13 protein-coding genes and 1 pseudogene are annotated in these 17,893 nt (G+C 42.5%); 12 read left to right on the plus strand and 2 right to left on the minus strand.

The window, feature by feature from the left end:
• Nucleotides 1-501: 501 nt before the first annotated feature.
• Nucleotides 502-4,272 carry a CHAT domain-containing protein gene (locus H6G41_RS11875; RefSeq protein WP_190746397.1) on the minus strand — a complete coding sequence of 1,257 codons (3,771 nt, stop codon included), beginning with the start codon at nucleotides 4,270-4,272 and terminating at the stop codon, nucleotides 502-504.
• A 158-nt stretch (nucleotides 4,273-4,430) separates the two neighbouring features.
• Here H6G41_RS11875 and H6G41_RS36185 point away from each other — a divergent pair, with 158 nt between their 5' ends.
• The 4 genes and pseudogenes from H6G41_RS36185 (at nucleotide 4,431) to H6G41_RS11895 (ending at nucleotide 6,045) form a co-directional block, all read left to right on the plus strand.
• Nucleotides 4,431-4,562 carry a hypothetical protein gene (locus tag H6G41_RS36185; RefSeq protein ID WP_190746398.1) on the plus strand — a complete coding sequence of 44 codons (132 nt, stop codon included), beginning with the start codon at nucleotides 4,431-4,433 and terminating at the stop codon, nucleotides 4,560-4,562.
• 75 nt (nucleotides 4,563-4,637) lie between these two features.
• Nucleotides 4,638-4,745: pseudogene (locus H6G41_RS36190) on the plus strand (hypothetical protein); the annotation flags it as partial.
• Nucleotides 4,746-5,030: 285 nt separating this feature from the next.
• Nucleotides 5,031-5,438 carry a hypothetical protein gene (locus H6G41_RS11890; RefSeq protein ID WP_190746399.1) on the plus strand — a complete coding sequence of 136 codons (408 nt, stop codon included), beginning with the start codon at nucleotides 5,031-5,033 and terminating at the stop codon, nucleotides 5,436-5,438.
• Between the two features lie 94 nt (nucleotides 5,439-5,532).
• Nucleotides 5,533-6,045, plus strand: coding sequence for an endonuclease domain-containing protein (locus tag H6G41_RS11895; RefSeq protein ID WP_199316134.1), 513 nt, complete (start codon nucleotides 5,533-5,535; stop codon nucleotides 6,043-6,045).
• A 97-nt stretch (nucleotides 6,046-6,142) separates the two neighbouring features.
• Here H6G41_RS11895 and H6G41_RS11900 read toward each other — a convergent pair whose 3' ends face one another.
• Nucleotides 6,143-7,471, minus strand: coding sequence for a ParB N-terminal domain-containing protein (locus H6G41_RS11900; RefSeq protein WP_190746400.1), 1,329 nt, complete (start codon nucleotides 7,469-7,471; stop codon nucleotides 6,143-6,145).
• 1,040 nt (nucleotides 7,472-8,511) lie between these two features.
• Between H6G41_RS11900 and H6G41_RS11905 the strand changes: the two genes are divergently transcribed.
• The 8 genes from H6G41_RS11905 (at nucleotide 8,512) to H6G41_RS11935 (ending at nucleotide 17,152) form a co-directional block, all read left to right on the plus strand.
• On the plus strand, nucleotides 8,512-9,717 hold the full coding sequence (locus H6G41_RS11905) for an ABC exporter membrane fusion protein (RefSeq protein WP_190746401.1): 1,206 nt from the start codon (nucleotides 8,512-8,514) through the stop codon (nucleotides 9,715-9,717).
• A gap of 154 nt (nucleotides 9,718-9,871) precedes the next feature.
• Nucleotides 9,872-11,050 carry an ABC transporter permease DevC gene (gene devC, locus H6G41_RS11910; RefSeq protein WP_190746402.1) on the plus strand — a complete coding sequence of 393 codons (1,179 nt, stop codon included), beginning with the start codon at nucleotides 9,872-9,874 and terminating at the stop codon, nucleotides 11,048-11,050.
• Between the two features lie 80 nt (nucleotides 11,051-11,130).
• Complete coding sequence (locus H6G41_RS11915; RefSeq protein ID WP_190746403.1) at nucleotides 11,131-12,135, plus strand: NAD(P)-dependent oxidoreductase; 1,005 nt, start codon at nucleotides 11,131-11,133, stop codon at nucleotides 12,133-12,135.
• Nucleotides 12,136-12,533: 398 nt separating this feature from the next.
• On the plus strand, nucleotides 12,534-13,007 hold the full coding sequence (locus H6G41_RS11920) for a DUF2141 domain-containing protein (protein ID WP_190746404.1): 474 nt from the start codon (nucleotides 12,534-12,536) through the stop codon (nucleotides 13,005-13,007).
• 51 nt (nucleotides 13,008-13,058) lie between these two features.
• The gene (locus tag H6G41_RS11925; RefSeq protein ID WP_190746405.1) at nucleotides 13,059-14,288 is read left to right on the plus strand and encodes a glycosyltransferase family 2 protein; all 1,230 of its coding nucleotides are present in this window, start codon (nucleotides 13,059-13,061) and stop codon (nucleotides 14,286-14,288) included.
• Between the two features lie 136 nt (nucleotides 14,289-14,424).
• Nucleotides 14,425-14,547 carry a hypothetical protein gene (locus tag H6G41_RS35740; RefSeq protein WP_277878106.1) on the plus strand — a complete coding sequence of 41 codons (123 nt, stop codon included), beginning with the start codon at nucleotides 14,425-14,427 and terminating at the stop codon, nucleotides 14,545-14,547.
• Nucleotides 14,544-15,803, plus strand: a complete 1,260-nt coding sequence (locus H6G41_RS11930) for a glycosyltransferase family 2 protein (RefSeq protein ID WP_190746406.1) — start codon at nucleotides 14,544-14,546, stop codon at nucleotides 15,801-15,803. Before H6G41_RS35740 ends, H6G41_RS11930 begins: the two co-directional genes overlap by 4 nt.
• Nucleotides 15,804-15,886: 83 nt before the next feature.
• Complete coding sequence (locus H6G41_RS11935) at nucleotides 15,887-17,152, plus strand: glycosyltransferase (protein WP_190746407.1); 1,266 nt, start codon at nucleotides 15,887-15,889, stop codon at nucleotides 17,150-17,152.
• Nucleotides 17,153-17,893 lie beyond the last annotated feature (741 nt).

The following is a 17,893-nucleotide window of genomic DNA, read 5'->3' on the forward strand; positions in this document are numbered from 1 at the left end:
CGCAGTCCAGTAGGGTGTGTTATGCCGTAGGCTAACGCACCTCATACTATTTTGAAAAAAGAATGCGAGAGATTCATTGGTGTCAACTTAACGTGAAACTCGCTTGGTTGCAAGGTTTTGCCCTCACCCCCAGCCCCTCTCCCTCAGGGAGAGGGGAGCAAGAAGAGATTCAATTCCCCTTCTCCCTGGGGGAGAAGGGGTTAGGGGATGAGGGCGCGAGGGTTTTTGTACAACACGCGCTGTATATAGCTTTTAGCTTAAGTTGACACCAATGGGCATTGCCTTGCCCTTTAGAATAATTGATGTGTCGCAAACATTATAGGGGTGATCGGTTGAGTCCACACAGTCTTAAGGGCACGGCAGTGCCGATGCCCCTACAGGTGACGATATAATTTTGTTTTGCATCTAACACCAGAAGCGCTATTTTTGACTTGGTATTAGATTTTTGGCGGTGCGTTGCGCTGCGCGACAACACACCCTACATTTACGGCGAATTACGAATTACGAATTATTTAATAACGCTGCAAGGGATTGAGGGTCAGCAATACCCCGCAGGATAGCGGAGATAATCATAAACTCTTCCGAACCTAACGGCTCGCACAGTATATTCTCATCTCGCTCGCCGGCTAAGATACGACGGATGGCAGCAACGAGATTTAGCAAAACTTCTGGGGCATTCTCCATCTCAATTTCTAGCTGTTCCCTGATTTCTGCATTATCCACAGCAGCTACTACCCGTACAATCAACTGCCCATATTTCCGCAACTTATACTGTGTCCCCGGAAACGCCGCTTTTGCTTGCCTTGCTTGGTGACGATATTCTTTAGCTTGGGTGGTGTCGCCCTGCTTGTCGGCAATATCTGCCAAGATGTCATAGGTTGTCCAAATAGCAACCGCAGCCGGGTCTAAGGTTTTCTTGATGGCTAAAGCTTCTTCTGCCAATTGTCGGGCTTCGCTGAGGTGGTGGGGTTGATTTTGTAGTAGGTTAGCGAGGTTATTTAATATTAGAGATGCATTTGCTTGATTTTCTAATTTTTGATATTGCTCCAAAGCCTTACGAAACCAAGCCTCTGCCTCTCCCGGTTTGCCAACAAGTGCATTGAGGTTGCCTAATTGTTGCCAAGTACTTGCTGCATCTGCCAGATTTCCTAGAGATTCTTGAATTTGTGCTGATGTTCGGTAGGCATCTTCCGCAGCGCCCCACTGCTTGCCTTCTTCGTAAACCCTACCCAGTAGATGCCAAGCCGTGGCTTCTGATGCTGGTTGGTTGAGTTGCTGGAAAGTAGTTAGTGCTTCAAGGTAACGCTGTTCTGCTTCTGGGAGGTTGCCTTGCTGCATAGCTAGTGTGCCGAGTTGAATATTTGATACCGCAGCCCCATTCAGGTTGCCAACTTCTTTGGCAATGGCTAATCCTGCTTCATAAGCAATGCGTGCCTTACCATAATCTCCCATAAGCATCAGCGCATCTGCCAAGTCAGTCTGCAAAGTTGCCATCAGTTGCTTTTCAGCATCAGACTGTTCCAACTGCTGCGCCACTGCCAACCCCTGGCGGTAGATTTGTGCTGCTTGTGCTGTTTGTCTTTGATATGAAAAGCACCGCCCCAGCCTAAGCAAAGTAACACAGCGTTCATAACTTGGTTGCTCGCCCAACTCTGCCAGTATCTCACTAAACACCTGCGCTGCTTGTTGATAGCGACCTGCATTGTATAATTGCTCGCCTGAATTAATACGGCTGAGATACCATGTATCAGAACCTACTTCCCCAGCCAACTGAGCAATCCGTTGATTTAGCCTAGTGCGATCGCGGTTAAGTCCAAAGTAGCCAAGAAACAAGTTTACTTTATTAACAAAGTCTACTGCCCATTCTGCACCTGCATTCAACGCGCCATCAACTGCATAAAGTAAATTCGGTAATTCCCGTTGAGCAATGGCACGAACTCCATGAGGATTTTTGCTATCTTCAAAATACAAATAGTCAGAAACTTGATAATACCACTCTTGATAACGGGCAAGCAGTTCTGTCTGTGCTTCTGGGGATAAACGCGGCCACAAGGCAGGGGCTAAGGTGGGGTGAAATTTGATAAAAGGCGAATCTACATCAGGCAGATATTCAGGCTGAATTAAACCAGTGGCTTCTAATGCTGGGCGCAAAGTTTGCCACTGTGACTCAGAAATTTCTGTAATCTCTAGTAAGTGAGATTCAAATGCCCCGCCCTGAAACACGCCTAAGCGAGGCAACAACTGCATGGCTTCAGCGTCCAACCGTTCTAAAGATAAATTCAATGATGCCAACAGGGGATTATCTGGTATTTGGGCAATCAACGCTTCTAAGCGTTGTCCCAACTCTGCTGGACGGCGGGTTTTCAACTGTTTCGCTAACAAACCAATGGACAGGGGATGAAAATCCACCAGTTTAAATAATTCCAATAATACGCCCCGTTGAGGTGGATCAAATTTGGGTGCTTGCGTCAGTTTAATCAAACTCTGGAAATACGCTAGGGCATCTTCTTGTCCCAAACCTCGCAAAGATAAGGAGATATGTTTGCGGCTGCTTTCTGTGGGATAGTCAGGATGGTGAAAATCTGGGGTGCGAGTGGTGAGTAATACCCGACATTCCCCAACCTCAGACCACTGTTTTGCCACGGTTAACAGTTCCCGTAGCGGTTCGGCTGGCAAGGTTTCTAAGTTATCTAAAATCAGTAATGTGGCTTGCTTACGCAACGCCTGAGTTGCCGCCGCCCCATCAATTAAACTCTCGTCTAACACTGTCGCCAGGGTGCTAACTGCCCAGCCTACAGCATCCACACCACCAAAAGCAGCATAATTTACAAAACAAACTTTCTCAAACATCCCCGTGCGGTGTAACCAGCGTCCTGCTTCCTGGACAAGATAAGTTTTTCCCTGTCCACCAAAACCCGATACTGTGAGGCGGCGCGTTCCCTGGACAAAGCACCGTTCTATCTGCCATAATTCCGGGCTACGACCGAAGAATCCAGCTTCTTGTAAATCCGGCAAGTTTCCCCATTTTGGTGACTCGCCGCTTTCTTGGTTGTTCAAGTTTTGCTGCTGCAATAATGGGGTATCCCCAGCCGCTTGATACAAGGCAGGTAAAAACCAATCTTGCAATTTTAACTGCACCCGTTTCTCACCCCGTTGCCGTTCTCCCCGTTGTTGGTTGAGATACAAGTCTCGCCGCGCATTATCTAATGCTTCACCCATACCAGCACCAGATACTAAACCCTGATAAAATTTAGCAAATAGTTGTTGGGTAGTTGTCACTAATACCGAATAAGTCATTGCCAAGACTGTGGGAATACCTGCATGGGTTAACCTAGCGGCTACACTACCCATTGCATCCTCTCCATCTTCCCCACCCATCGCCGCCGACTGACAGGCAGACAAGACAATTAACCCCACTTTTTGCCGATTCAGCATATCACCCAAGGTTTCGGCAGTAATCAGGGCTTTTTTCCCTTCTTTATCCTCAAATAACAAATAACCTATATTGCCGCCGTTCTCATTCCCGCCTTTAGTTAGTCCCACCGGGTCGCTATGTTTAGCCTGTTTTTGATAACGCCCATCTAAATCAAATACCCCATGACCGTCAAAATGCACAATATCTACAGGGGGTTGGCGCGAGTCTTCTAGCCGCGCTACTAAATTATCCAAGGTGGCTGGACGCAAAAACTCTACTTCAACTCTTCCGGCTGCTGCTTGTTGAATGGCGTTCAAAACTGCCATTGCTTCACCACGGGGGTCAATAAATCTCTCATCACTGGGACGACTGACGACAAACAATAACCGCAAACGGTCTTTGACTTGCACTTTAAACGGTCTGCGTCCACCCCCTGCACCAGCCAAGCGGCGACGAATTGAAATGCGGGGATTTTCGTGAAATAAATAAGTACCTTCTGGGTCGCATAACAATTCCCAAGGCAGCGATAAAATTGCTGGATGACTGGCGCTGATTGTTAATAAGCGTCCTGGTTGATTTTCATCTTGAAAATAATTAAACAGCCGTTGAGCAGCCCGATGTTGAAAAACAGCATTAAATAAATCTTCGCCCCATTGCCGGAATTTTTTTGCTATCCCTTCTGCCTGTTTATCGTCTACATCCATTGTGTAACGTGCCGCATACTTTTCTAAGTACCAGCGAATCTCTTCTCTGTCTGCTGCACTCAACGGTGAGGCAAAATCCAGCCTCTCAGTGTCTTGCCCATCAAATGTTACAATGACTTGATGATTCTCTGGGAAGCGGAGATTTAATTCCATAGCTGGCGGTTTGGGCGTGGAAGGTTATTTGAGATAATACAAACTTTTTAGCCTAAATTCCGTAAAAATGCTAGGCGATCGCGTTTGTTTTGAGAATGTCGCATAAGGGCGGGGAAACCCCGCCCCTACGATAATGTTAATTACATCTGAGAATATTGATGGCGATCGCAAACTCACTAACTAACAACAAAAGCCACTATCCTCAACTCAATAGTGGCTTTGCTCAACTCAATAGCGGCTATTCTCAACTCAATAGTGGCTTTGCTCAACTCAATAGTGGCTTTCCTTAACTCAATAGTGGCTATTCTCAACTCAATAGTGGCTTTCCTTAACTCAATAGTGGCTTTGCTCAACTCAATAGTGGCTTTGCTCAACTCAATAGTGGCTATTCTCAACTCAATAGTGGCTATTCTCAACTCAATAGCGGCTTTCCTCAACTCAATAGTGGCTTTCTTCAACTCCATAGATGTTAGGTTGGGTTGAGGAACGTAGACGCGGAGCGGCTTCCCGTTCGCGAAGCGTCTCCGCAGGAGAAGGGTAACCCAACATTAACAAGGGCGTTGGGTTTCGCAAAGCCTCAACCCAACCTACGCCTTCATATACATTGAATTTTTCTCACCGACTTACTTAATTAGACACCGAAATATTACCGAATATTAGCTGAAAATTGTCCGTTTAAAAATTGCTATTTATACTGAACCACATTTCGATTTAATTAAGGCAAGCTATGTTTGGAAATATTTGAACAGGGTACATTTATGAGTCGGAAAAAACGTAAATCCAGCGTTTTAGAAAAAGTTGAGTCAAGAGCAGCCGGGATGAAATTGGTCGATCCAAATCTGAAACTGGATAAAGATTATAGTCTGGAAAAAATGCTGGAGTCCATAGAACAGTTACGTAATAAACTTGAGATTCATAATAACGCTCTATCTTTGGCTGATTCTTCTTTAACTGAAGTTGAAAAAATGGAAAAAAATCTGGCTAAACTTTCTCAAAAGATGCTGATGCTAATTGCTATTAAGTATGGCACAGATAGCGCTCAATATGAAACAGCAGGTGGTGTCAGAGAAAGCGATCGCGTCCGCAAAATGAGGTCGAGCCGCCGGAAAAATGTTGCCCAACAAGCATCAGATAATAATAGTAAAACTGAGACTATTAGCGAATAAAATGAGACTGTTGGTTAGTTAATGAAGGGTTAAACCCCTATCCCTAAAAGCTTGGCAATAAGGTTAGTCAAGGATAAGATGAGTTGATTTTCATATGGAATATGAACCCTCACCCCTACCCTCTCCCAGAGGGAGAGGGAGTAAAGAAAAAGAACAAGAACAAGAGAATCAACAAAAATATAAAAATCACTCTTATCCCCCTCTCCCTGAGGGAGAGGGGCTAGGGGTGAGGGCAGAAATTGCGAAATTAGCAGGTAGCAACCGACAAATTCCCGATGTATTATTAGAACGCGCTCGCGAATTAAGAAAACAACAAACACCAGCAGAAAAAATATTGTGGGAATGTTTAAGAAATCGACGTTTATTAAATAAAAAATTTCGCAGACAACATAATATTGATAGATATATTGTTGATTTTTATTGTCATGAAAAATTACTAATTATCGAGGTAGATGGTAGTATTCATGCAAGTCAGCAAACTGAAGATTATATTAGAGAAAACTGGTTACTATCTCATCAATTTACTGTTATTCGCTTTAGTAATGAGCAAATATTTAATGATATCGAGTCAGTTCTATATACAATTGCTCAAGCCCTCATCCCCTAACCCCTTCTCCCTGAGGGAGAAGGGAAACTGAGCAATGCTAGGCTATTATGATAGATGCTTTTGAAATAGCTGAAAACTGCTGCTGTTTCAGCGTCCTTTATGATGCAATTTTCTGACCTCGCTTTCCTGTCCACTTCTCCCAACGCCCAATTCCTCGGCTAATCAACTCCTCATTTTCATCGCCAGTAAAACAAATTCGCCCCATGCGATCGCAAGCAATGAGAACTTCACCATTACCCATAAATGGCGCAATCACAAAATTATTGGGACTGGTATATAAATTAATTAAGTAATTAACAATTCCTTCTACACCTTCAATATTAATTGCTGTTTGTGGCTGGGATAAAGACTGATGTGAAAAAATCCCTACGTAGATATTTCCTAATATTAATTCATACTGAAAAGGCATTTGATTACGCTTGTAAAATTCGTAAATTTGCCCTTGCGATCGCAATACCGCCACAACCCGCGCTTCTCCCACCAAGTAATTATGATTCCAAGTAGGGGACACAGTAGCGATCGCTAATGCTGCATCTGAGGGTAGCAAGTTCAGAAAGTCTTGCTCTGCCGTATCCCCACAATATACTAAATGCCGCCCTAGTATCCATTCGTCGCCCACTGTCACCTTGAGGACTGGGTTAAATTCCCCGGATTTCTCTGGCTGACTCTGGCTTTTCTTTTGCAGTAACTTAGCTTTTTTCTCTGCTAAAGCACTGTTGTAGGCTAAAATCTGTAATTCTTTTTGCTTATTTTGAGCCTCAGCCAGCAATTTAGCTTGAAGCTCAACTTCTTTAATATTTCCTTGCGCTTGAGCTAATTCTCCAGCTTGTTGTGCAGCTTCCGCTACAGCGCGTTCTTGACTTCCAGCTCTAGCTATTTTTAATAATGCTGTGGGACTTTCCGCGATCGCAGTTCCCTTAATCATTTGTTTGACATCAGGGTGAATTCCCTTGGCTATCTGCTTTCCATGCTGAAAAGTGCGCTCAGAATAACCTGCTTCCTTAGCTAACTCCACAGTTCGTTTGAGAGGTGGTGAAATCATTTCACCAGCTTTGAGGGTATGTTGATTATCTCCTACCTTTGCTCGCAGTCCCATGCGTTCTAAAATGCGATCGCGTTCTAACCATAACTCCGAACGCTCTAGCGGTTCTAGCTCATTGCGGATTAAATTCTCGTCAATTTCCGCCAAACGCGCCTGTTCTGCATATTGGTAAGTCACAATATTACACGCGATCGCATCCAACCCCAACAGCTTACAAGCCGTCAACCGATGCAATCCTGCAATCAAATTTAGCTTTTGATCCACCGTAATCGGGTTTAACAGACCATTAGCCCTAATTGATTCCTTCAACTCATCAACCTTGTCACCCTTAATCGGACGGCGGTTACAACCAACGAGAATTTGATTTATGGGCACAATAGGCATAATTACTGTAGTTCAGTGCAGCCAGTTAAAACACCAACCATAGCATTAACATATCAACAGTCAAGGGGCATGGGGCATGGGGCATTGAAAATATTTCCATCCAAAATATCAAATTCTTGGCGTTCTACCCTATGGGAAGCCGCTTTGCGTCTAATGCGTTCTTCGTGGTTGAATAAATTAAAAATTTTGGGGACTTTTGTATCAGTCCTGTGTAATGGAGTTGCATCGACTTCTCATCCCTAAATCCCTGTATCTCTTCCATTTCTCCCTCTGCCTCCTATACACCAATGCCCAATGCCCAATGCCCATTTTTCAATAATGTCTTATGGTACACAAATGACTTCATACTTATTCATTGATAATAGTAGAGTCAGTTGATTGACCATAATATTTGAGAATTAATCGAGGAAAATTACTTAGTATATATTTCCTATTTTCTCAGCATTTTCCGGCAGAAATTATGGACATTCAAGTACAAATTTGAAGAATAAAAACTGATTGACAAGATAAGGGGTTTTTGCAATACTTTAACAAAGCTTTATCTTTGTATTATCAGTTATTTAGCTTCACGCTGCATTTTTTTGGAGATTTTTATATTGCAAATGTTACTAACTTCTTAGAGTACCTAATTCCAACCAATGTAGGTAATAAAACTCAGGATTTTGATTAGTAGCATCAGCTTAATTGGAGCCTTGTAAATAATCATTTCTTAGGGCTAACAAAGAGTAATAAATCACATACAACTAATCGGGCTTATCCTATTTAAATCAGCTAAATGAAGATTGAAGCGTGAAATTACCTGATAGAGGTGGTTTATTTACAGAGTATGATTTCACAATTCATTCTTGCCATTTATTTAACCAAAAGCAATTGGATAAGTCGCCTCTCAGCAATTCATATATAGGATTTCTACTTGATTTCTGAACTACAAGTAGCATGTCAGTAATTTAATTCTAGTCATTCTGTCAATCTCTGGTAACTACGCATCAAGAATGACAAATTTTTAACTTATCCCTGGTAAGCACAATCGGAATAAAAATATGGCAGTAAACAAAGAAAGCCCATTATTCAAACAGCCTGTACAAAAGTGGCAAATAGTTTTAGGAGTTTCTGTAGTTGTTGCTGCTGGGCTAGCGTCTTTTTTCGCTTTATCAAGATTATTCTATCGCTCTAATTTTTACACTCGCCCAACAGAAACACCACAAAAGGTTGCGCCTGCAAAAGTTGCGATCACCGCTTTAGGACGGTTACAACCGGAAGGCGAAATTACTTATTTATCTGCACCTAATTCGATTAACGGTGTGCGAGTTGAAAAACTCTTGATTAAGGAAGGAGATAAGGTACAAGCTGGACAAATTTTAGCTTACCTAGAAGATTACAACCGGGCGACGGCTGCTTTGCAACAAGCTTTAGATAAACTGCAAGTTGCTAAAGCCCAATTAGCCCAGGTAAAAGCTGGTGCAAAAACCGGAGATATTGACGCGCAAAAAGCAGCGATTGTACGCTTAGAATCTCAGTTAAAAGGCGATGTAGCGGCGCAAGAAGCCACAATTGCCCGGATTCAGGCTCAAGTAGAAAATGCGAAAACTGAGAACGATCGCTATCAAAAATTGTACAAGCAAGGTGCGATCGCCGCTTCCGTAGCCGATAGCAAAGCCCTGCAACTCAAAACCACACAACAGCAACTGGAAGAAGCCGAAGCCAGCTTAAAGCGTACTAAAGACACAGCCCAAAGCCAAATTCAGCAAGCAAAATCCCAACTCAACAGCGTTAAAGAAGTACGTCCTGTAGATGTTGAATTAGCGCAAACAGAAGTTAAAAGCGCCCAAACCGCTGTTAAACAAGCCAAAGCCGACCAAGATTTAACTTACATTAAATCGCCCATTGACGGTACAATTTTAAAAATTCACGCGAGAACAGGCGAAGTAATTGCAACTTCTGGCTTTGCGGAGATAGGTAATATCTCGCAGATGTATGTAGTCGCAGAAGTTTACCAAACTGATATTCAAAAAGTGCGTAAAGGTCAAAAAGTGACCATTACCAGCCCCGCAATTGTGGGTAAATTAAAGGGAACTGTGGAAGAAGTAGGTTGGCAAGTTGATAAACAAAGCATCTTCAGCCTCAACCCCGGTGCAGACACCGACCGCAAAATTGTCGAAGTCAGAATCTGCATAGATGATCCAGCAGATAGCGCCAAGGTATCACGACTCACCAACCTGCAAGTTGATGTGGCGATTAATATTTGATGGGCATTGGGCATTGGGCATTGGGCAACTGACAACTGTACGGGCGGGTTCACGGATATCTTCGCCGATCAATGATGATCTTAATAAACCCGCCCCTACTAACAACTAACAACTAACAACTAACAACTGACAACTGACAACTGACAACTAACTAATGAATTTTAAAATTCCTTTAGCATGGCTACAGCTAGTCCAGCAAAAAGTGCGTTTTCTGGTAGCTGTAGCGGGGATTGCTTTTATTGTGCTGCTGATGTTTATTCAGCTAGGCTTCCAAGATGCACTTTATTCTAGTGCTACCGCAGTACATCAAAGTTTGCGCGGAGATTTGTTTTTAGTTAGTTCTCAATACAAGTCTCTGACATCAAATCAAAGCTTTTCTCGGACTCGATTATATCAAGCTTTGGGGTTTGATGGTGTTGAGTCGGTTAGCCCGATGTACTTACAATTTGCTAAAGTAAAAAACCCAGTTACAAGTGAAAAATATTCCATCTATGTTATTGGGTTTGATCCGGGCAGATCTGTTTTAAATATTCCCGAAGTTGAGGAGAATTTAGATAAACTCAAAATTCCCGATATGATGCTCTTCGACCGCGATTCACGTTCTGAATTCGGGCCGATTGCTGAACGATACGACCAAGGACAAACTGAACAAACAGTTGAAATATTCCCCTTTAATTCATTAATTGGTTATCGCGTTAGGGTAGCAGGTTTATTTAGTTTGGGGCCTTCCTTTGGTGTAGATGGTAATTTAATTGTTAGTGACTCTACTTTTCTCCGCATCAATCCCAATACCCGCCCTGCGGAAATGATTGATGTGGGTGTAATTACCCTCAAGCCGGGAACAGATCCTAATAAAGTATTAAAGAATTTGGCAGATTCATTACCTAATGACGTTCAAGTTTTTACATATCAGGGTTTTATTGATTTTGAAAAACAATATTGGGCTGTGAGAACACCAATTGGGTTTATTCTTAACTTAATGCTGACAATGGCATCAGTGGTTGGGGTAGTAATTGTTTATCAAATTCTCTACAGCAACATTGCTACTCAGTTTGTGGCTTACGCAACATTAAAAGCTATGGGTTATGCCAACAGCTATTTATTAAATGTTGTCTTTCAGCAAGCTTTAATATTGGCAATTTTCAGCTTTATTCCCGGATTTATTTTATCCGTTATGCTTTATGATTTTGCCATGAAAGCCACAAAGCTCCCGATTATGATGAGCTTTAATAATGTTGTGCTGGTTCTAATTTCAGCGATTTTAATGTGTATGACTTCAGGGTCGCTGGCTATTAATAAACTGCGTTCCGCTGACCCGGCTGATATTTTCTAAATCATGAATCATCCGCACACTGAGCGAAGTCGAAGTGTGCGTTCTCTTACCGCTTCAAACTCACCAATCATCTCTGCTTTATGAACTTGGAAAACAAAACTCTTCTGATTACTGGAATTGATGAATTTATCGGCTGGCGCGCGGCTGAATTAGCTATTGCTAAGGGAATGAAGGTTAAAGGACTGCAAAATTCTGCGGTTAAAGATAAGCAAGCACAAGCTTTGGGCGTTGAGGTGATTGTTGGTAATCTTAACGATGCTAAAACTGTGCAAAAGGCTTGTCAAGGTGTAGACATCGTTTTACATGCAGCCCAAATTGCTCAAGAATCTGGTGCAATCAAAGAATTTCGTGAGATTAATGTTGAGGGAACGATTAATTTAGCGAAAGCTGCTAAAAGCGCTGGTGTCAAGACTTTTGTGCATCTTTCGAGTATTTTGGTTTATGGGTTTAATTATAGCGATCGCGTCACTGAATCTGAACCCCTAGCCGACGAAACCAACCCTTACTGCAAAACCAAAATCGAAGCCGAACAAGCATTACTACCATTAAATAATCCCGCAGAATTTGGTGTAATTATCATTCGTGCAGGTGATGTTTACGGGCCAGGATGTATCCCTTGGGTAGTGCGTCCAGTTCATTTTATGCGGCAGAAATTATTTGCTTATGCTAGCGATGAACATGGAATTATCAATCATGTATATGTTGATAATTTGATTGATGCTATCTTTTTGGCTGTCGAAAAAGAAACCTACGGGGAAATCTTTAATATTACCGATGGCGAACAAACTTCATGGAAAGAGTACTTTACTCGTTTAGCAGAAATTTCCGGTTCTCCTGCGCCGATGTCTTTAGGTAAAGAAGAAATCAAACTATTTCTTAAACTTCGCGTTCAAGGACAAAAGCTATTTCGCAAAAAAGCCGATATTCTGCCTGAGTCGATAGATTTCATGACTCGTCCCTACGCTTGTTCGATTGCTAAAGCTCAGGATTTATTGAATTACAGTCCTAAAATTGGGCTAGAAGCAGGCTTGGGAATTACTAAAGAATGGCTGGAGAAAACAGACATTCAGAATTTGATGAAGTAGCAACCATAATATAGTGGGCATTGCCCACCCTACTCTTTCTCTCTGCGCTCTCTGCGTCTCTGCGGTTGAAAAATAATTTTTTGAACCACAGAGGCACAGAGAACACAGAGGTAAGAAAGTAAAACTGAATTATATTTCAATACGGTTCAGTTAAGGATAATTGTAGGTTGGGTTGAACGAAGTGAAACCCAACAAACTCCTGGAAATGTTGGGTTTCGTTCCTCAACCCAACCTACACAGCTTAATGTTTTTGGCGCTAACTGAACTGTATTGAATTATATTTCCTTCTGCCTTCTGCCTTGTAATAATGATAATTTTTAACACCGAGCTACTTAAAAATAAAGCTTAAACAAGCAAAAATTTTCATACATGATTATCAACTAGGAGACAAGCAAGCTATGTTGAATCTCTCCAAAATCTCAGCTTTAATTGTTGCTACTTTAGCCAGTATCGCCACAATTCCCACTGTCAAAGCTGCACCAGCAGAAACCCTAACTGTGGTAGTTAATGGTATCCGCAGCCAAAAAGGTGAAATTTGCATCGGCGTTTACTCTCAAGACAAAGCCAAAGCATTTCCTTTAAACACTACAGATGTGTTAAAAAGTGCTTGTAAGAAAATCACAGGTAACAGTTTAAAACACCAGTTCCCAGGCTTAAAACCAGGTAATTACGCTGTTGCTATTGTGGACGATCAAAATGGCGATCGCAAACTCAATCGCGACTTTTTCGGCATACCTACAGAAGGTTTTGGTATCTCCAAAAATCCTACTGTATCTGTGCAAACTGGTACACCCAAATTCCGGGACGCCAGTTTTGCACTAAATAAAAATACCACTATCAACATCACTGTTAAATATTCCCTCGATCCATAACATCAAGTCAAGGGCGGGAAAACCCCAGCCCAACGGGAGGCTCTAAAGTTAATGCCAGAATTGGAGAAGTTTCTGTGTAACTCGTTGCTGGGTTGGCTAGCTATTCAAGTAGTTCTTACCCTAGTGTTTCTACTATCTTTATACTCCAACCAGAAAAACTTGTTACCAGATGACCAGTTACCTAAAACGGCGGTAATTCTCTGTCTGCGTGGAGCCGACCCTTACCTCAAGCAATGTTTACGGGCGCTGTTGCGACAAAATTATCCTGAATATGAACTGAAGATTGTTGTCGATCATCAAGACGATCCATCTTGGAATATGTCAATTGATACTGTACAAGAGCTAGGCGCAACTAATGTTGAAATTAGTCCTTTGCGCAATATCCGCAATAATTGTAGTCTCAAGTGCAGTTCCCTAGTCCAAGCTGTATCAGAATTAGATAATTCCTACAAAGTCGTTGCTTTGGCGGATAGCCATACTGTAGTTCATCCCAATTGGCTACGGGAATTAGTCAATCCCCTAGCCCATCCCAAAGTAGGCGCAACCAGTGGCAGCTGTTGGTACTTACCCAAGGGTAAAGATTGGTGGTCTTTAATACCTTATGTAGCTAACGTGTCTTTAGTTATCCAAAAGTATCTGTTTGGGATGCCTTGGGGCGGAAGTTTGGCAATAAAAACCGAAGTAATTCAGCAAACAGGACTATTAAATAAGTGGAGTCTCGCCCTGTGCGAAGACATTTTAATTGGTAGCGTCTTACGCAAACATAAGCTGCGGGTGAAATTTGTCCCTTGCTTATTCATGGTAAATCGGGAAGAAAGCGATTTACCGAGTTTAAGAAACCAAATTCAGCGTCAATTAATTTCTTCTCGACTGTATCACCCCCAGCCTTCAGCGATTATTGGCGATACCATTTCCAGCATTTTAATACCTACTTTGGTGTTGATGTCTTTGCTCTGGGCATCCTTCATTGGACAATGGGAAAATTTTAATTTGTTATTGGGGTGTTACGTCAGCTATACCGTAGGACTACTGTGGCTAATGTTAATTTTAGAGCATGGCGTACAGCAAATGACGCGCGATCGCCTGCAACCCATCGCCCCCATTACCTTCACCACAATCTTCAAATTATTAATTAGCATCCCCCTAACTCAATGGATCTATGGGTTAGGGCTATTGTCTACTTTAGGCATGACTACAGTCACATGGCGCGGTGTCAATTATCGCATTTTTAGCGCCTGGAATGTGCGCCTAGAGGAGTATAAGCCCTTTCGCAGGAGATGAAGCAGGGGGGCAGGGTGCAGGGTGCAGGGGGACAAGGAATTTTAGATTTTAGATTTTAGATTTTAGATTCAAACCCAATTCAAAAGACGCTCGCGGACTCGCTCTAAGCGTTGGCGCAGCCTCTCGTAGAGAAGCTATGCCGGAGGCTTTACGCTGCGCTATCGCAAATCCAAAATCCAAAATTGAATTGCCCAATGCCCCATGCCCAATGCCCAATGCCCAATGCCCAATACCCAATTACAAAGGTGATAACGCATGAATGATTTGGCGGTGTTGCTGTCTCAGATTTTACTGGGATGGCTGGCCATTCAAGTCTTTTTAAGTTTGATTTTTTTGTGGAATCTGCGGTTTAACCAGAGCAGAATATTACCAGATGAGAAGTTACCTAAAACTGCAATCGTTCTTTGCTTGAGGGGTGCCGATCCATTTTTACCTAATTGTTTGCGTGCTTTATTAAATCAGAACTACCCCCAGTATGATTTAAAGCTAATTGTCGATCGCCAAGAAGATCCAGCTTGGAAAATTGCCATTGATACTATTCAAGAATTAGGTGCAACTAACGTCCAAATTAGCTCTTTGAGATTCATTCGCAAAAATTGTAGTCTCAAATGCAGTTCTTTGGTGCAAGCAGTGTCAGAGTTAGACGAATCTTATCAAGTAATTGCCTTAGTAGATGCTGATACTGTAGTTCATTCTAATTGGCTGCGGGAATTAGTTAGTCCTTTAGCCAATCCGCACATTGGGGCGACAACAGGTAACCGTTGGTACTTACCTACAGGTAAATATTGCGGTTCTTTAGTGCGCTACATTTGGAACGTCTCCGCAGTTGTGCAGATGTATCTTTATGGGATTCCTTGGGGTGGAACTCTGGCGGTAAAAACTCAAGTGCTGCACCAAACAGGACTGGTAGATAAATGGAGTAAAGCTTTTGGCGAAGATACCATGATGCGCAGTGTCTTGGGTAAGAACAAATATAAGGTAAAATTTGTTCCTTCTTTGATAATGCTGAATCGGGAAGAGTCAGATTTACCCAGCTTAAGATACTGGCTGCAACGGCAATTACTCGCTTCTCGCTTGTATCATCCTTGGTGGTTGGCTGTAGTTGGTGACACGATTTTAACCATACTACTGCCAAGTGCGATCGCTCTTTTAGCTTTAGCTGCCTTATTCACCCAACAATGGCAGACTGCTATCTTTAGCTTTAGTTGCTATTGCGGCTACATGTTAGCACTACTCTTGCTGCTAGTGACTTTAGAAAAAGAAATACAGCAAGTACTTCAGCGTCAGGGTGAAGCGCCAAGCAAACTTTTACCCGCCACAATTTTCAAAATTTTCTTGGGTATTCCCTTCACCCAATGGGTTTACGGTTTAGCCATGCTGTCATCTTTTTGGATGCCAACTGTTAAATGGCGCGGTATTACCTATGAAATCAAAGGGCCTTGGAATCTACAACTCCTAGATTATCGCCCTTACAAAATTTTAGACCAACCGAGCGATCGCAAAATCTCCCTTTAACTGTTCTCTGCATCTCTACGTGACAAATCCTGCGTAAATCCGCAACTCAAAACCAGCCGTTTCCTTAAAAATATCCTTATATCATGAAAAACCAACCCCTCCGGATTGCCTTATTCACCGGATTATACGCCCCCTTTTTGACAGGCGTTTCCGTCGCTGTCCATCAGCGCGTTCGTTGGTTACTCCAGCAAGGACATGAAGTTTTTCTCATTCACCCAGAAATTAATGATAAATACCCCAAACAGGTAGGGAATCGTCCCATGCCAGGATTAGAAGAGTTACAGACATATCCTAACTTTTCCTCCTATGCATTCCCCACCGAACCCCTGATTTTCTACAAATCTCTCCCCCAACCCTTAAGTTACAAACATTGGAGCGATACTAAATTACTCGTCAACTTCCAACCTGATATCATTGTCGTGGAAGAATCTGCCCAAATGCGAGGAGTTTACTCAGCCTTCTTGCAAGGTTACGGTCGCGCTGTGGGAGTGAAATACGCTAAGCAAACAGGCATTCCTATTATCTCCGTATTCCATACAGATATCGTCGCTTATATCAAATATTACTTAGGAAGTTTCTTCTTTAATTTACTGCGTCCCATTATTCCCCTAATAGTGAAGCAAGTTAGTGATGCTTATACTGTTAACTTATTTCCATCTAGAGAACAGTTAATTAAGTACGAAAAATTGCAATGTCAGCGCAGTGAATATGTTCCCTATCAAGGTATTGATTGCGAAAAATTCCATCCCCGCAATATTTCTTACAATCCCATCCCCAACGATAACAGACCTACTTTACTATTTGTTGGACGCATCACCGCCGAAAAGAATGTTACTCAATTAATTGATGCATTCCCCCTAATTGCTGCCAAAATTCCTGACGTACATTTAGTAATTGTTGGTAGCGGCCCCTCAGATGAACAAATTCGCCGCCTTGCCCAAAAATATAGATCAGGAATTACAATTTGGGGAGAATCTCACGGTACAGAATTGTTAGGCTGGTTTGCTAGAGCCGATGTTTTTATTAACCCTTCGGTTACCGAAAACTTCTGTACCACAAATAACGAAGCATTAGCTTCTGGAACCCCTGTAGTTGCAGCCTTTGCACCCTCAACCACAGAACAAGTAACTCCCGGACATAACGGCTTTTTAGCTGAACCAAATAACCCCGCAGATTTTGCCCAAAAAGTCATTGAAATTCTGCAAAATCCCGAACTTAAAGCCACAATGAGCCAGAACGCTCGCCCCTCAATTTTAGAATTTGATTGGTCAGCTTGTATGGAGAAGTTTGAAGAAAAGCTTTATCAACTTGTTGCTTTATCCAATCAGCCAACTGCGAATATTAAGTAGGTTAAATTCCAATACGGTTTACTTAAGACGAAAAGTAGGTTGGGTTAAGCGATAGCGAAACCCAAAAAAGCGTTGAGGATGTTGGGTTTCGTTCCTCAACCCAACCTACGCCAGTTGTAGTTTTTAGCCTTAACTAAACGGTATTGGGTTAAATTCTAGGTGCATCGCCAATCAATTGACATATTAAGAGAATTATCCTTTTCCCCACAATAAAATTCATCTAAGTAAGTTAAGAAAAGTAAACAAAGCTCTCAGCCTCGTCCCTTCTGCCTCCTGCCCTCTACCTTTCTTGATAAAATATCACATATAGCAATCCTAAATGATTTATAAACATTCTCGGCTTTCTCTTCCTCCGCGTCCTTGGCGTCTTCTCTGCTAGATGCTACGTGTTGGCAGAAGCCTCTCGCAGAGAAGGCGGTTTTATAAAAAATCCTGTTTGCAACTCAAATCGGATTGCTATATAAATTTGATGTTAGAAAACTCCAAAAAAGCAATTATGCCAAATTGTCGGGGCGGGAAAATCCAAACACTTTTCTCGTTTGCCCGACACATCGCCCGCAGGCTATAAGCCTGGGGCTAACGCTACAAAGCCTGCCTCCGCAGCCTCAATTTCTTTAGCCTGCGGAAGCAGGCTTTGTTCAGTTAGCCGCACCCTTATAGGGTGAAGGCGGGATTTCGGGATAAGCGAGGGATCTTACCCCTAATTCACCAGCTGTATCCTACGAGTTGCGGGTTTGGTAA

The organism is Tolypothrix sp. FACHB-123 (assembly GCF_014697075.1).
GTDB lineage: Bacteria > Cyanobacteriota > Cyanobacteriia > Cyanobacteriales > Nostocaceae > Aulosira.

What these genes read in the sequence shown, in the direction of transcription:
- devC (WP_190746402.1), top strand. Translation starts at nt 9,872, where the DNA reads ATGAATTTTAAAATTCCTTTAGCATGGCTACAGCTAGTCCAGCAAAAA.
- H6G41_RS11900 (WP_190746400.1), bottom strand. Translation starts at nt 7,471, where the DNA reads ATGCCTATTGTGCCCATAAATCAAATTCTCGTTGGTTGTAACCGCCGT.
- H6G41_RS11925 (WP_190746405.1), top strand. Translation starts at nt 13,059, where the DNA reads ATGCCAGAATTGGAGAAGTTTCTGTGTAACTCGTTGCTGGGTTGGCTA.
- H6G41_RS11875 (WP_190746397.1), bottom strand. Translation starts at nt 4,272, where the DNA reads ATGGAATTAAATCTCCGCTTCCCAGAGAATCATCAAGTCATTGTAACA.
- H6G41_RS11905 (WP_190746401.1), top strand. Translation starts at nt 8,512, where the DNA reads ATGGCAGTAAACAAAGAAAGCCCATTATTCAAACAGCCTGTACAAAAG.
- H6G41_RS35740 (WP_277878106.1), top strand. Translation starts at nt 14,425, where the DNA reads ATGCCGGAGGCTTTACGCTGCGCTATCGCAAATCCAAAATCCAAAATT.
- H6G41_RS11895 (WP_199316134.1), top strand. Translation starts at nt 5,533, where the DNA reads ATGGAATATGAACCCTCACCCCTACCCTCTCCCAGAGGGAGAGGGAGT.
- H6G41_RS36185 (WP_190746398.1), top strand. Translation starts at nt 4,431, where the DNA reads ATGGCGATCGCAAACTCACTAACTAACAACAAAAGCCACTATCCTCAA.
- H6G41_RS11935 (WP_190746407.1), top strand. Translation starts at nt 15,887, where the DNA reads ATGAAAAACCAACCCCTCCGGATTGCCTTATTCACCGGATTATACGCC.
- H6G41_RS11915 (WP_190746403.1), top strand. Translation starts at nt 11,131, where the DNA reads ATGAACTTGGAAAACAAAACTCTTCTGATTACTGGAATTGATGAATTT.
- H6G41_RS11890 (WP_190746399.1), top strand. Translation starts at nt 5,031, where the DNA reads ATGAGTCGGAAAAAACGTAAATCCAGCGTTTTAGAAAAAGTTGAGTCA.
- H6G41_RS11920 (WP_190746404.1), top strand. Translation starts at nt 12,534, where the DNA reads ATGTTGAATCTCTCCAAAATCTCAGCTTTAATTGTTGCTACTTTAGCC.
- H6G41_RS11930 (WP_190746406.1), top strand. Translation starts at nt 14,544, where the DNA reads ATGAATGATTTGGCGGTGTTGCTGTCTCAGATTTTACTGGGATGGCTG.